This window comes from Actinoalloteichus caeruleus DSM 43889, assembly GCF_000429185.2.
Lineage (GTDB): Bacteria > Actinomycetota > Actinomycetes > Mycobacteriales > Pseudonocardiaceae > Actinoalloteichus_B > Actinoalloteichus_B caeruleus.
Genome location: NZ_AUBJ02000001.1, coordinates 2,706,103 through 2,719,186 on the forward strand (window position 1 = coordinate 2,706,103; position 13,084 = coordinate 2,719,186).

The following is a 13,084-nucleotide window of genomic DNA, read 5'->3' on the forward strand; positions in this document are numbered from 1 at the left end:
TCCCGTCAGCCGGCGGCGCCCTGCCCGCTCTCGGCCGGGCGAGTGGCGCCCTTCCTGGCCAAGGCGGTCAGGCGGCTGATCGCCCGCAGGTACTTCTTGCGGTACCCGCCGCGCACCATGTCGGCGCCGAAGAGCTCCGCGACCGAGGATCCCGACACGACCACCGGGATGTCGCGGTCGTAGAGGCGGTCGGCGAACGCGACGAAGCGCAACGCCACGTCCTGGTCGGGTAACGGGCGGGCACCGCGCAGGTGGACGGCGCTCACGCCGTCCACCAGCCGCCCGTACCGCGACGGGTGCAGTCGGGCCAGGTGGGCGCACAGCTCCTCGAAGCCGTCGAGGGTGGCGTCGGGATCGGCCTCCGCGCGACGGGCGAGTTCGTCGTCGTCCACCGGCTCGGGAGCCTCCGGCAGGCCCCGGTGCCGGTAGTCGGGGCCGTCGACCCGCACCACCTCGAAGCGACTCGCCATCGCGTGGATCTCGCGGAGGAAGTCGTCCGCCGCGAAACGCCCCTCCCCCAACCGGTCGGGCAAGGTGTTGGAGGTCGCGGCGACGAACACCCCGGCGGACATCAGCTCGGACAGCAGCCTGGTCACCAGCATGGTGTCGCCCGGATCGTCCAGCTCGAACTCGTCGATCGCCAGCAGTCGGTGATCCGAGAGCCTGCGCACGGTCTCGGCGAAGCCCAACGCCCCGACCAGGTGAGTGAGCTCGACGAAGGTGCCGAAGACCCGGGGCGCCGGTACCTCGTGCCAGGTCGCGGCGAGCAGGTGGGTCTTGCCGACACCGAACCCGCCGTCGAGGTAGATCCCCCTCGGCCCCGGGTCGGGGCGCCGGCTCCCGAACAGCGACCACCGGGACCGACGCCGTCCCCCGGCGACCCGGGCGGCGAAGTCGCGGCACCGCCGCAACGCCTCGGCCTGGCTCGGTTCGTCGGGGTTGGGGAGGTAGGTGTCGTACCGCACCGAGTCGAACTGCGGAGGCGGGCTCATCGCAGCGATCAACTCGTCCGCGCCGACCTGCGGTGTCCGATCGGTCAGGCAGGTGCCGGGCATGGCCACCAGCCTAACGTGGTGGGATGAGCCGGTGCGCAGGCTCTTCCCGCCGCCCGCCGAGGGCCTCCCCGAGCTTCCCGAGGACGAGGTGGAACGGCTACACGCGTATCCGCCGACCCTCGAACGGCCCTGGGTCCGGACGAACATGGTGGCCAGTCTCGACGGGGCCATCAGCCTGGACGGGGCGTCCGGTGGGCTGTCCGGTCCCGCCGACCGCCGGATGCTCTCCCTGTTCCGCGACCTCGCCGACGTCGTGCTCGTCGGATTGGGCACGGCGCTGGCCGAGGGCTACCGGGGTATCACCGCCACCGAGAGGCGAACGGCCCGCCGAGCGAGGTGGGGGCTGGCCGGCGTCCCGCCGCTCGCCGTCGTGACCAATTCCTGTGACGTACCGCCCGGTGCGCCCCTCCTCACCGATGTCGTGGCCAAGACCATCGTCGTGACCTGCGCCGCCGCGCCGGAGGAACGCCGCCGCCGGGCCGAGGACGACGGAGCGGAGGTGGTGCTCGCCGGTGACGCGCGGGTGGACCCTCGGACCCTCGTCGCGGAACTGGGCCGCCGTGGCCTGCGTCGGGTGTGCTGCGAAGGGGGCCCTCAGCTCCTCGGAGCCCTCATCGAGGACGAACTGGTGGACGAGTTCTGCCTCACGGTGTCCCCGGTTCTCGCCGGCGGCGCCACCGGCCGGGCAGCGCTCGGGTCACACCCGCCGGTCCGGCGGGACATGACCCTGCTGTCGACCTTGGAGGAGGACGGCATGCTCTTCCTCCGGTACGGCAGGCGGGCGTAGTGGAACGCCTGGTCGGGCACGGGGACCGCGAGCTCGTGGAGGCCGCCGTCGGCGGCGCGGACGGCGCGTTCGACGAGCTGGTCCGACGTCACACCCCCCGGCTCTACCGGGTGGCGCTGCGCATCGTCGGTGACCGCGCGGACGCCGAGGACGTCGTCCAGGACGCCTGGATCTCGGCCTGGCGCGCCCTGCCCCGCTACCGGGGCGACGCCGAACCGTCGACCTGGCTGTACCGGGTGGTCACCAACGCCGCTCTCGGTCGGTTGCGCCGGCGTCGACGGATGCCGGAGCAGCCGATGACCGACGCGGCCGCGGCCATCCTGGACACGATGCCCGCGCCCGGCGGTGGCCCCGAGGCGGGAGTGCTGCGGCAGGAACGTGGCGACCAGGTCCAGCGGGCGATCGCCACGCTCGACTCCTCCCAGCGCGTCCCGCTGGTGCTTCGGGAGTTCGAGGGACTCGACTACGAGGAGATCGCCGCCATCCTCGGCGTCGGGGTCCCTGCCCTCCGCGCCCGGTTGCACCGGGCCAGGGTGGTACTGCTCGGGAGACTCAGGGAGGTCCAGTGAACCTCGACCGGTCGGGAGACGACCAGGTCCTGGCGTGCGGCACGCCGGTCGGTTCCCTGCTCGCGCTGGTGGCCGACCGCGCCGCGCGGCGCCCGGACGCGGACTCGTCGACGCTGGCGCGCCACGTGTCCGGCTGCGCCGGCTGCCAGCGGCGGCTCCGGGAGCTCGCGTCGGGGTGGGAACCGGTGCGGCGGGAGGCGGCCAGGGAGGTCGCCGTCCCACCGAACCTCGTCGAGGAGGCCCTCCACGGCCTGGCCACGGTGCGGCAACGGGAGACCTCCGTCGAGGTGGTCGAAGCCGGCGGGAGCATCCGGGTGTCCCGGGGCGCCCTCGTCCTGCTGGTCAGGCAGGAGGTGGCCGACTTCGCGGCCGGCACCTCGACGGTGGGCCGCCCGACGGTGCGGGTGTCGGCGGACGGGGTCACCGTGGAGGTCGCCGCAAGGTACGGGGTCCGCGTCCCGCTGGCGGCCGACGCGCTGCGCCGGCACCTCGTCGCCAGCCTGGACGAGCACTTCGGAACGGCCGCGCCGGCGGTCCGGGTCCTGGTCACGGACGTCCTGGAGCCCTGAGGCTCACTCCTTAGGGGGGTTTGACGGCACAAGGTGCCAGCTGCCGGCATCAGGGTGGGTAACGCCATCGAACGGCGCGGGAGCGTTTCCGCTCGCGCCCGTGGTACCCGGTCTGACAGGGAAGAAGGTTGCCCCCATGACGCAGAGCAGGACCAGCAAGGAGACCACCGGAACCGACAGCGGCCAGCCACCGAGCCCCCGGGCCTCCTCCACGGCGGTCCGCACCGCCGACGAGACCACCGAGGGCAAGACGACCATCTCCAGCGCCGTCGTCCAGAAGGTCGCGGGGATCGCCGCCAGGGAGATCGGCGGCGTCTACGCGATGGGTGGCGGGGTGTCGAGGGCGTTCGGGGCGCTGAAGGAGCGGATCCCCGGCGGCGGCACGTCCGCGGCGACGGGGGTGCAGGTGGAGGTCGGGGAGAAGCAGGCCGCGATCGACCTGGACCTCATCGTCGAGTACGGCGTCTCGATCGTGGACCTGGCGCGCGCGGTGCGCCGCAACGTGATCTCCTCGGTGGAGCGGATGACCGGCCTGGACGTGATCGAGGTCAACATCGCGGTCAACGACATCCAACTCCCCGACCAGGACCAGCAGGAACCCTCCACCCCCCGGGTCGAGTGAGCACGGGACGCGCCGGCCCGGTCGGGAGCCTCGAACCGGGAGGGCGTGGTCCGAGGGGCACCGGTGATCCCGGTGCCGACGGTCACCGGATCGGAGCGGTGACCTCGGGAGACACCGGACCGGGGGCGTGAACCCATGCAGCCAACACCAGCCAGGCACGAGCACGACGACACTCGCGGCCGCGCGGAGCGGTTGCGCCAGGAGGTGCTGTCCCACCCGGCGGTGGAACGGTTGGACGAGAGCCGGACCTCCGCCGTCGACACCCTCCTGCCCGGCGCCCGGATACGCGGGGTGGCCGTGGGAGAGGCGGGTGAACCGGTCGCCATCGCCGTGGTCCTGCGGTTCGGAGCCTCGATCCCGCAGGTGGTCCGGGAGTTGCGTTCCCTGGCCCGGACCGTGGTGGGGGACGTGCCGGTGGACGTCACCGTCGCCGACGTCGTGGTCTCGACGGAACCACCCGCGCCGCGCGTCGCCAGCGGGAGGTGACCGTGCCCGAACGGTCAACGCCTCGGTCCGCTGACTGGCGGGCCGCACGACGAGCGTTCGTCCGCGCGCACCACCCCGACGCCGGTGGTGACCCGGCGGCCTTCTCCGCCGGACTCCCGCCCCGGCTCGACGGCACCGACCCGCGTTCCCACCCACCCGTGGTGGTCACCGCGTTCCGCCACCGGTCGTTCCCGGTCCGGTGCGGACGGTGCCTCCGCCGGTGGTGGTGGCGACGCCACCACGCCAGGGTGCGGTGACCTCCACCAGGCGCCCGCAGCGCGGAGCGGCGACCGAAGCGCCGCACCGAAGTCGACCAGCAAGGAGACCCGCATGAGTGCCACCCAAACCGGCCTGTTGGCCGGCCTGATCCTCGGCGCCGCCGGCGCCATCGGCGGTTTCGCCGCCTTCCTCGCCGCCCTGGTCGTCGGGTTGATCGGTCTCGTGATCGGCCGGGTCCTCGACGGTGAACTCGACCTCGGCGGCATGTTCGAACGCGGCCGGGGGCGGGACCGGTGACGCCGGGCGCGCACCGACTCGACCGGGCGAGCCCGAGGCGGCCCACCGGATCCGAGGGGGCCGGACCCGGGGTTGAGGACCGCCCCTCGCGGGTCGAGCGCACGCCGCCCGACGACGCCGGGGAACGCGGGACCCTCACCATCAAGGACCAGGTGCTCCGCAAGGTGGCGCGCCAGGCCGTCGGGGAGTCGCCCACCGTGCTCCCCTCGGGCGGGGGCGGGCACGGGGGCGCCAAGGTCCGGATCACCGACCCGGGGGACGGGCTCCACCTGCGGCTCGACGTCGCCCTCCGCTACCCGTGCCGGGTGCGGTCAGCGGTGGCGGAGATCCGGGAACGGGTGCGCGCGGGACTGCTCCGGGCCACCGGCAGGGAGACGCGAACGGTGGACGTCAGGATCGTCGCCCTGCGGGGCGTGTCCCCGGCACGGGTGGAGTAGACATGCGCGCACTGATCCGGATCCTCACCACCCTCATCGGGGTCGCCGTCGCGGTCGTCGGCGCCCTGACCGTCATCGAGGTGTTGTGGGCGTGGTGGCGGCCGGCCTCCGCGCCGCTGTGGATCCCCTGGCCCCAGTGGCTGGACCAGGCCTCCACCCTCACCTGGCAGGGCACGGGCCCACGCGTCACCGCGGCCCTGGTCGCACTCGCCGGTCTGCTCCTGGTCCTGCTCTCGGCCGCCGCCCGGCGACACCACCTCGCCCTGCACGACCCCGCACCGGACGTCACGGTGACGACGTCGTCCCGTTCCCTGGCCCGCGTGGTGGGCCACCGCGTGCGGGCCGAGACCGGGGTGCGCTCGGCCTCCGTCACCGCCACCCGGGCGCACGTCACGGTCCGAGCGGCCGCCGCCCCGACCGACGGCGACGACACCCTGCGCGCGCGGCTGCTGGAGATCGTGCGGGACCTGGTGGACGACCTGCCCCTGCGGGAGAAGCCGCGCGTCACCGTCACCATCGATTCCTCCCGGGAACGCCGGGAACGCCACCCCGAGCCGTCGGGGTCACGTCCGGCGGCGCCCGGGCTGCGGCCGGGGTCCTGACGGCGAACACCCGCCCCCCATCCCATCGCGAGGAGTTGTCATGAGCAGGAGTTCCCACGCCGCCGTCGCCCGGCCCGCCACCACGGAACGCACCGTGACGGCGGTCGTGGGCACCCTCGCCCTGCTGGCCGGGCTCCTCGCGCTCGTCGTGGGGGCCGGCTGGCTGGGCGCCGACCGCGCCACCCGACCGGTGGCCGACCCGGTCGCGGTCGACTGGCTCGGCGGCTCCGGGGTCCTGGGTCGGTTGCTCGCCGTCCTGCTCGGGCTCGTCCTCCTGGTGCTCGGCGTGCGCTGGGCGCTGCGGGCGTCGCGCCCGGAGCACCACCCGGACGTGGAATTCGACGACGCGGAGGGCGAGCTCCGGGTGTCGGCCCGCGCGGTGACGGAGGCGGTCCAGGACGACGCGCGGGGGATCGACGGGGTGTCCAGGGCTCGGGTGACCCTCGTGGGCAGCCAGGAGCGGCCGGCCTTGCGGCTCCTGCTGGCCCTGCGCCGGGGCACCGACATCCGCATGGTGTGGAGCGCGCTGGAGAACCGGGTACTCGCCCGGGCCAGGGATGCGCTCGGGCTGGAACGGCTGCCGGCGGCGGTCCACCTGGAACTGGACGCGGCGGAGCGGCACCGGGTCCGCTGAGGTCCCGGCAGCGGTCGCCGGGCAGAGCCACCAGGACGGGCGCGCGCCGCATCGGAGGACCGGCGGACCCCACCTCGCTCCCGCTGCTGACGTGGTGGCGGCCGTCCGCCCCAGGGGCAGGGGCAGGGCCGGGTCCGCGCTCACCACCGCGCGGCCCCCAGGCGGCCAGCCGGGCCGGGTGACGGGGCCCCAGGGCACGGGGCGACATGCGGGACGGAGCCGCCGGTCCCACGATGGGGACATGGCGCTCCCGCTGGCTCCTCCCGTCGCTCCCATGCTCGCCAGGCCGGTCGCCGATCTGCCCGCCGGGGACTACCTCTTCGAACCCAAGTGGGACGGCTTCCGCTGCCTGGTGTTCCGGGACGGCGAGGACGTCGTCCTCCAGTCCCGCACCGGCAAGTCGTTGGACCGGTACTTCCCGGAGGTGGTGCGGGAGGTCCGCGATCGGCTCCCGGCCGGGGCCGTCGTCGACGGGGAGCTCGTGGTCGCGGTCGGCGACCGGCTGGACTTCGACGCGATGTCGGAACGCATTCACCCCGCCGAGTCCCGGGTTCGGGCACTGGCGGAACGGACGCCGGCCACCTTCGTCGCCTTCGACCTGCTCGCCGACGCGAACGGGCTCCTGGTGGACGAACCGTTCGAGGCCCGCCGGGCCGCGCTGGAACGGATGGTGCCCGCCTCGACCGGCGGGGTGCGCCTCACCCCGGTCACCCGGGACAGGGGGACGGCGCGGCGGTGGTTCGAGCTCTTCGAGGGAGCCGGTCTGGACGGGGTGATCGCCAAGGCCGCGACCGACCGGTACCAGCCCGGTCAGCGCGTCATGCTCAAGGTCAAGCACCAGCGCACCGCCGACTGCGTGGTGGGGGGACTGCGCTGGCACAAGGGAACCGAACCGGGGACGGCGGTGGGCTCCCTGCTCCTCGGCCTGTACGACGAACACGCTGTGCTGCACCACGTCGGGGTGTGCGCGACGTTCACCGCCGCGCGTCGACGCGCGCTGGCGACCGAGCTGATGCCGCTGGCAGTCGAGCCCTCCGACCACCCGTGGTCGTCGGAGGCGGGCGAGGGCCGCCGGGTGCCCGGCCAGATCAGCCGGTGGCGATCCACCGAGCAGCCGTGGCAGCCGCTCCGGCCGGAGCGGGTCGTCGAGGTGGGCTACGACCACCTGGAGGGGGCGCACCCGGCTCGGTTCCGGCACACCACGAGCTTCCTGCGCTGGCGGCCCGACCGGGACCCGGTGACCTGCGGGTACGACCAGTTGGATGAACCCGTGCGGTTCGACCTGGCCTCCGTGCTCCGGGGGGAGGTTCGTGGCTCCCCCTGACCTCGGCCGCCGCGCGGGCACCGGTCGAGGACATCCGGGTGTCGCCTCGGGACCGCTCACCGCCCTGTTACCCGGTCGCTGGGAGCGTCTTGCGTAGTCTCTGCGTCAACCGGGACGTGGTCGGGCACGGGATGCCCGACCACCCGAGCCCGGCGACCAGCGGAGGACGGTTCCGATCGGGGGAGGACACGTGCCGCGCACCCGAAGCCACGCGGTGGGTCTGGCGCTGACGCTCGCAGCCGTCGTGGCGGCGACCTCGTGTTCGGCGGGTGCGTCCACGCCACCCCCGGTGGCGGTGGCCGCCGACCCGGACCGCTCGGTGACCGTCGAACCCGGGACCGACCCCGTACCGCTGCCCCCGCTGGAGGAGCCGGGCGCCCACACCATCCACTGGGCCGACTGCACCCAGCACACTCGGCAACGGCTCGGGCTGCCCCAGGAAGCGGAGACCAGGTCCTACGAGTGCGGCAGCGTGACGGGCCCCCTGGACTCACCGGAGCAACCGAACTTCGGCACCGCCACGACCCACGTCCTGCGCGTGGGTACCGGTGCCGTCCCCCTCGTCGTGCTCAACGACGTCGGCGGGGCGCCGGGCTCGTTGTACGCGGCGCGCCTGGCCGAGGCGCTGCCGGCCGAGCTGTTGGAGACCTTCTCGCTCATCGGCGTCGACCGGCGCGGCACGGGCATGTCCGACCCGATCAGCTGCGTCAGGGGCGACGACCGGGAGAACATGGTCGGGTTCGACCCCGCCGTCACCGACGTGGCCGGCCAGGACTCCCTGCACTCCTCCTCGTCGTCGGCCGCGAAGGAGTGCACCTGGTTGCTCGAGTACCGGGCACGGGCCTTCGACCCGGCGCGGACCGCCGGTGACCTGGAGGTCCTCCGGTTGGAGCTGGGGATGTCCCGGATCAACGCGATCGCACGGGGGGACGGGTCGGAGGTGCTGGTCTCCTACGCCCAGCGGTTCCCCGACCACGTCGGGCGCGTGGTCCTGGACGGGGTCCCGGACCTGAGCTCGGACGCCCTGGCCCGGGCCGAGGAGCGGGCGGCCACGGCGGAACGCGCGTTCGAGGCGTTCACCTCGTCGTGCGCGGCGCGGGCGGACTGCCCGCTCGGTCCCGACCCGGGCGGTGCGGTGGCGGAACTGGCGGAAGTGCTGCGCCGGGAGCCGCTGTTGACCTCCGACGCGATGATCACTCCCGGGACCCTGACCCGGGTGCTCCTCGACGGGCTCGCGGTGCCGGAGGAGTGGCCCGAGGTGGCCGAGGCGGTCGCGGCCGCCCGGGACGGGGACGGAGTGCCGCTGGGCACCCGGCTGCGGGACACGTTGTGGGAGGGTCCGCTGGACCCGCCCAGGTTCGATGCCTCGTTGGTGACCAGGTGCAATGCCTCCGCGCTGCGCCTACCGCCGAACCAGGTGGCCGAGCTCAGCGAGGAGTGGCACGCCGACTACCCGACCTTCGGCGGGCTGTTCGCCCAGGAACTGCTGCACTGCACCGCCTGGCCGGTGCCGTACCAGGGGACCGAGGGCGACACGGTTCGGGGCGCGCCGCCGGTGATGGTGGTCAGCACGGCGACGGACCCGGTGACCCCGGGCCCGGCGACCCGTCGGATGGCCGGGCGGTTCGACAGCGCGGTCCTGGTCGACTGGCAGGGCACCGGCCACGGCGGGCTGGCGCGGTCGTCCTGCGTGACCGACGCCGCCGTCTCCTTCCTGGTGGACGGCGAGGCACCGGAGAACGACGTCGTGTGCCCACCGTGAGGTGGGCACATCCAACGCCGTGCTGACCGGGTGAACGGGCTCAGCAGCCCGCGCAGCAGCCGCAGCCGGGGCCGGTGCACCCGGAACAGCAGCTGCAACCACCCTGGCTGGGCGCGTGGCTGGTCGTGATCTCCATGTCAGCCTCCTAACGGGAACGCGAAAATGCCACCTCGTCGATCGTCGCCGGGCTCGCACCCCGTCGGGGACCGCTGCTCGGATGAACCGAGGAGGTCATTTTCACGCCGGCGGTCATACCCAACGTAGTCGCCTGAACCGTTTCGGTGATGACCTGGACCGGTCCCCGTCAGGCCTCCCGATCGGCGGTTCCTCGCCCCCTCGCGCGGGAGGGCTGCACCCGCGCCGGTTCCCCCGGCATCTTGGGGTGGTCGGGTGGATAGGGCAGGTCGCCCAGGCCGTGGTCACGTTCGTCCCTGTCCGCCAGTTCGAGGAGGGTCTCGAGTCGGCTCGGGTGGGAGCGCAGGTCGGCGTGGGGGTCGCCGCGCCGGGCCACCAGGCCGGGCACGGTGCGGGTGGTCAGGTCCCGGGGGTCGACCTCGCCGAGCTCGTCCCACTCCACCGGGGTCGACACCGTCGCCGTCGGGCTGGCCCGTACCGAGTAGGCGGCGACGATCGTGCGGTCGCGGGCGGCCTGGTTGTAGTCGACGAACACCCGCCGCCCCCGCTCCTCCTTCCACCACGCCGTGGTGAGCAGCTCCGGTTCGCGGCGGGCGAGTTCCCTGGCGAGGGCGATCACGGCTCGCCGCACGGTCACGAACTCCCACTCCGGCTCGATGGGGACCAGGACGTGCAGGCCTCGGCCACCGGAGGTCTTGACGAAGCCCGGGTACCCCAGCTCGGCGAGCAGCTCCCGGGTGAGCTCGGCCGCCCTGACGGCGTCGGCGAACCCCGTTCCGGGTTGGGGATCCAGGTCCACCCGCAGCTGGTCCGGCTGCTCGACCCGGTCGCGGCGCACGGGCCAGGGGTGGAGCTCGATGGCCCCGAGGTTGGCCACCCATGCGAGCACGGCGACCTCGGTCGGGCAGATCTCGTCGGCGCTGCGACCACTGGGGAAGCGGATGCGGACGGTGTCGACCCAGTCGGGGGCGCCTCGGGGCACGCGTTTCTGGAAGAACGACTCGCCGTCGACGCCCGAGGGGAACCGGCGCAGGGTGGTGGGCCGGTGGTGGACGGCGCGCAGCACGGCATCACCCAGCGCCAGGTAGAACTCGACGAGGTCGAGCTTGGTCACTCCGACCTCGGGAAACAGCACCCGGTCCGGGTTGGTCACCCGAACCGTCCGCTCACCGACCGCCAGTTCACGAGCCTCGGTCGCCATGTGGTCCACCGTACGAGGAGTTGGCCCGCCCGGCCGGGCACGACGGCCCGTCCGCCCCGCCATCGCCGAACGGGTGGCCAGGTGGCCGCCACTCGCTACCGTGGACGTATGCGCGACACCTGGTTCGGTGCCGAGGACCCCGACGAGGGACGTGACGTGCCAGGCAACGGCACGGACCGCCTCCGGGACGAACTCGTGGGGCTCGACCCGGACGACCCCGAGGTCAGGGCTTTCGCCGAGCACCTCGACCGCATGTCCCGTCCGGGTCCGACGATGACGGTGGAGGGGTCGCTCCGGGCTGTCACCGAGTTCACCGACTCGGCGAACAGGGCGCGAGGTGGACGGCGGGCCCTCGCGGTGGCCCTGGTGTGGCTGATGTTGCTGTTCTTCGCGCTCGCCGCGTGGACCCTGCTCGGGTTCCTGCTCGGCGGCGGGGCGTGACAGGGGTCTCCGCCCTCCGACCAGCGTCCGCTTGCCCGTGCGACTAGCGTTAGGGGCATGGAACCGGTGGTCGGTGCGACCCCTCGGGTCGTGAAGTCCGAGCGGGAGTGGCGCGAGGAACTGGGTCCGGTCGAGTACGCGGTACTGCGACAGGCCGGAACCGAGCCCCCCTGGAGCGGGGAGTACGTCGAGACGAAGGCCACGGGCGTGTACGAGTGCCGCGCCTGCGGAGCCGAGCTCTTCCGCAGCTCGACCAAGTTCGACTCCCACTGCGGGTGGCCGTCGTTCTTCTCCCCGATGGCGGGCGATCGGGTCATCCTGCGCGAGGACCGCAAGCACGGGATGCTCCGCACCGAGGTCCTGTGCGCCTCCTGCCACAGCCACCTCGGGCACGTCTTCGAGGGCGAGGGGTACGACACGCCCACCGACCAGCGGTACTGCATCAACAGCATCTCGCTGCGCCTGGTCGAGGACGAGTAGCCGGGCCCGCCGGCGCACCCAACATCACAACATGGCCACACCGGGCAACGGTGGTCCCCCCACCAGTCGTCCTACGGCCATGGTTGGGATTCTCCGCTCGGCCTTCGTGGTGCTCGGGGCCACGGTCCTCGCCGGCTGCGCCTCCACCGCCCCCGCGACGGGGGCCCTCTCGTGCGCGCGGACCGAGGCGGCCCCCGGGGTGGAACTGCGGATCAACCCGCCCCTGGGAGCCAGGGTCGCGGCCGCCGAACTGGACGTGTGCTGGCAGGACTACTGCACCTCCGAGTCCGTACGACTCGTGCGGAGCGCGACCACGTCCACAGACTGCGCTCCTCCCGGCCGCCCGACCGACACCCCGGAAGCCCGTCACGAACCGCCTTCGCCCGTGCCGGCCGACGCGTCCCCGCCCGGTCATGGCGCCGAGACCACCCCGCGCTTCTCGTGGCAGGCACCCGAACCCCCCGTCCTGTCCGAGGGCGAGGTCACCGCGGGTGGGCGGCTCGACGCGCTCACCGACTGCGAGGACCCGCGCGCACGGACGGAGCTCACCGGGTTCGTCCCGATCCCCGAGCTGTCGGCAGTGCCGACCGAGGTGAGCGTCCTGCTGGCCGAGAACGGGGGTGGCGTGCTGCTCAACGAGACGATCGAGCTGACCCCGTGGGACCTGGCCGAGGACGGGCAGTGCCAGGACAGCGGGGCGAGGGCGGTGCTGCGGGTCGACGGCGGGGGCCGGTTCTTCGCCGAGTGAGGACCCGACCCCGCCGCGAGGTCAGGGAAGCGCGGCCACCAGGTCACCGACCGGCACCCGGGTCCCGGTGTAGAAGGGGGTCTCCTCGCGCACGTGCCGCCGCGCCTCCGTCCCCCGGAGGTGGCGCATCAGGTCGAGGATCCGGTGCAGTTCGTCGGCCTCGAAGGCGAGCATCCACTCGTAGTCGCCCAATGCGAAGGAGGCGACGGTGTTGGCCCGCACATCAGGGTAGTCGCGTGCTTCCTTGCCGTGGTCGGCGAGCATCCGGCGCCGGTCGGCGTCGGGGAGCAGGTACCACTCGTAGGAGCGGACGAAGGGGTAGACGCAGACGAATCGGCGCGGCTCCTCCCCGGCGAGGAACGCCGGGATGTGGCTCTTGTTGAACTCCGCCGGCCGGTGCAGCGCGACGTTGCTCCACACCGGCTCCGAGGCCCGCCCCAGCGCGGTCCGCCGCAGACCGGTGTAGGCCGCCTGGAGGGTCTCCACCTCCTCGGCGTGCCACCAGATCATGTAGTCGGCGTCGGCGCGGAGGCCCGCGACGTCGTACACACCGCGCACCTCGACGCCCCGGGGCCCCAGGGACTCCAGGTAGTCGTGGGCCTCGGTGGCCGCGTCCGCGCGGTCCTCGGGCAGGCTCCCGCCCCGCACTCGGAACACCGACCACATCGTGTACCGGATCGTGGAGTTCAGTTCGTGGTAGTCAAGCCGCGACATGG

17 protein-coding genes are annotated in these 13,084 nt (G+C 73.5%); 14 read left to right on the plus strand and 3 right to left on the minus strand.

Translation table 11 applies throughout. From position 1 onward, the window contains the following. Positions 1 to 5: 5 nt before the first annotated feature. Positions 6 to 1,055, minus strand: a complete 1,050-nt coding sequence (gene zapE / locus G443_RS09915) for a cell division protein ZapE (RefSeq protein WP_035273079.1) — start codon at positions 1,053 to 1,055, stop codon at positions 6 to 8. On the opposite strand from zapE, the gene G443_RS09920 reads away from it, so the two are divergent. The 11 genes from G443_RS09920 (at position 1,054) to G443_RS09970 (ending at position 9,363) form a co-directional block, all read left to right on the plus strand. Beyond that, positions 1,054 to 1,842: a pyrimidine reductase family protein gene (locus tag G443_RS09920; protein WP_245588747.1), complete on the plus strand. Its 789-nt coding sequence runs from the start codon at positions 1,054 to 1,056 to the stop codon at positions 1,840 to 1,842. The genes zapE and G443_RS09920 overlap by 2 nt on opposite strands. Further along, positions 1,842 to 2,411 carry an RNA polymerase sigma factor gene (locus tag G443_RS09925; RefSeq protein WP_026418366.1) on the plus strand — a complete coding sequence of 190 codons (570 nt, stop codon included), beginning with the start codon at positions 1,842 to 1,844 and terminating at the stop codon, positions 2,409 to 2,411. The genes G443_RS09920 and G443_RS09925 overlap by 1 nt, the downstream gene beginning before the upstream one ends. After that, on the plus strand, positions 2,408 to 2,980 hold the full coding sequence (locus G443_RS09930; protein WP_026418365.1) for a hypothetical protein: 573 nt from the start codon (positions 2,408 to 2,410) through the stop codon (positions 2,978 to 2,980). Before G443_RS09925 ends, G443_RS09930 begins: the two co-directional genes overlap by 4 nt. Positions 2,981 to 3,116: 136 nt before the next feature. Beyond that, positions 3,117 to 3,602 carry an Asp23/Gls24 family envelope stress response protein gene (locus G443_RS09935; RefSeq protein ID WP_026418364.1) on the plus strand — a complete coding sequence of 162 codons (486 nt, stop codon included), beginning with the start codon at positions 3,117 to 3,119 and terminating at the stop codon, positions 3,600 to 3,602. A 135-nt stretch (positions 3,603 to 3,737) separates the two neighbouring features. Beyond that, entirely contained in the window at positions 3,738 to 4,088 is a 351-nt protein-coding gene (locus G443_RS09940) for a hypothetical protein (RefSeq protein WP_026418363.1), read from the plus strand. A gap of 330 nt (positions 4,089 to 4,418) precedes the next feature. Continuing rightward, entirely contained in the window at positions 4,419 to 4,604 is a 186-nt protein-coding gene (locus G443_RS09945; RefSeq protein ID WP_016697177.1) for a hypothetical protein, read from the plus strand. Beyond that, positions 4,601 to 5,041 carry an Asp23/Gls24 family envelope stress response protein gene (locus tag G443_RS09950; RefSeq protein ID WP_051313812.1) on the plus strand — a complete coding sequence of 147 codons (441 nt, stop codon included), beginning with the start codon at positions 4,601 to 4,603 and terminating at the stop codon, positions 5,039 to 5,041. Before G443_RS09945 ends, G443_RS09950 begins: the two co-directional genes overlap by 4 nt. A 2-nt stretch (positions 5,042 to 5,043) precedes the next feature. Continuing rightward, the gene (locus G443_RS09955; RefSeq protein WP_211237496.1) at positions 5,044 to 5,643 is read left to right on the plus strand and encodes a DUF6286 domain-containing protein; all 600 of its coding nucleotides are present in this window, start codon (positions 5,044 to 5,046) and stop codon (positions 5,641 to 5,643) included. Between the two features lie 40 nt (positions 5,644 to 5,683). Then, positions 5,684 to 6,277: a hypothetical protein gene (locus tag G443_RS09960; protein WP_026418362.1), complete on the plus strand. Its 594-nt coding sequence runs from the start codon at positions 5,684 to 5,686 to the stop codon at positions 6,275 to 6,277. A 241-nt stretch (positions 6,278 to 6,518) separates the two neighbouring features. Continuing rightward, positions 6,519 to 7,601 (plus strand): ATP-dependent DNA ligase, encoded by a 1,083-nt coding sequence (locus G443_RS09965; protein WP_026418361.1) that lies wholly within the window; start codon positions 6,519 to 6,521, stop codon positions 7,599 to 7,601. 190 nt (positions 7,602 to 7,791) lie between these two features. Next, a complete protein-coding gene (locus G443_RS09970) occupies positions 7,792 to 9,363 on the plus strand; it encodes an alpha/beta hydrolase (RefSeq protein WP_026418360.1) in 1,572 nt (523 codons plus the stop codon). Between the two features lie 304 nt (positions 9,364 to 9,667). Here G443_RS09970 and ligD read toward each other — a convergent pair whose 3' ends face one another. Continuing rightward, entirely contained in the window at positions 9,668 to 10,699 is a 1,032-nt protein-coding gene (ligD, locus tag G443_RS09975; RefSeq protein WP_026418359.1) for a non-homologous end-joining DNA ligase, read from the minus strand. Between the two features lie 108 nt (positions 10,700 to 10,807). Here ligD and G443_RS09980 point away from each other — a divergent pair, with 108 nt between their 5' ends. The 3 genes from G443_RS09980 (at position 10,808) to G443_RS09990 (ending at position 12,368) form a co-directional block, all read left to right on the plus strand. Then, entirely contained in the window at positions 10,808 to 11,140 is a 333-nt protein-coding gene (locus G443_RS09980; protein ID WP_081715350.1) for a hypothetical protein, read from the plus strand. 57 nt (positions 11,141 to 11,197) lie between these two features. Then, positions 11,198 to 11,620 (plus strand): peptide-methionine (R)-S-oxide reductase MsrB, encoded by a 423-nt coding sequence (gene msrB, locus G443_RS09985; RefSeq protein ID WP_026418357.1) that lies wholly within the window; start codon positions 11,198 to 11,200, stop codon positions 11,618 to 11,620. A gap of 79 nt (positions 11,621 to 11,699) precedes the next feature. Beyond that, positions 11,700 to 12,368, plus strand: coding sequence for a hypothetical protein (locus G443_RS09990; protein WP_026418356.1), 669 nt, complete (start codon positions 11,700 to 11,702; stop codon positions 12,366 to 12,368). 21 nt (positions 12,369 to 12,389) lie between these two features. On the opposite strand, the gene hemQ is transcribed toward G443_RS09990, so the two are convergent. Next, positions 12,390 to 13,082: a hydrogen peroxide-dependent heme synthase gene (gene hemQ / locus G443_RS09995; RefSeq protein ID WP_026418355.1), complete on the minus strand. Its 693-nt coding sequence runs from the start codon at positions 13,080 to 13,082 to the stop codon at positions 12,390 to 12,392. Positions 13,083 to 13,084: the final 2 nt, after the last annotated feature.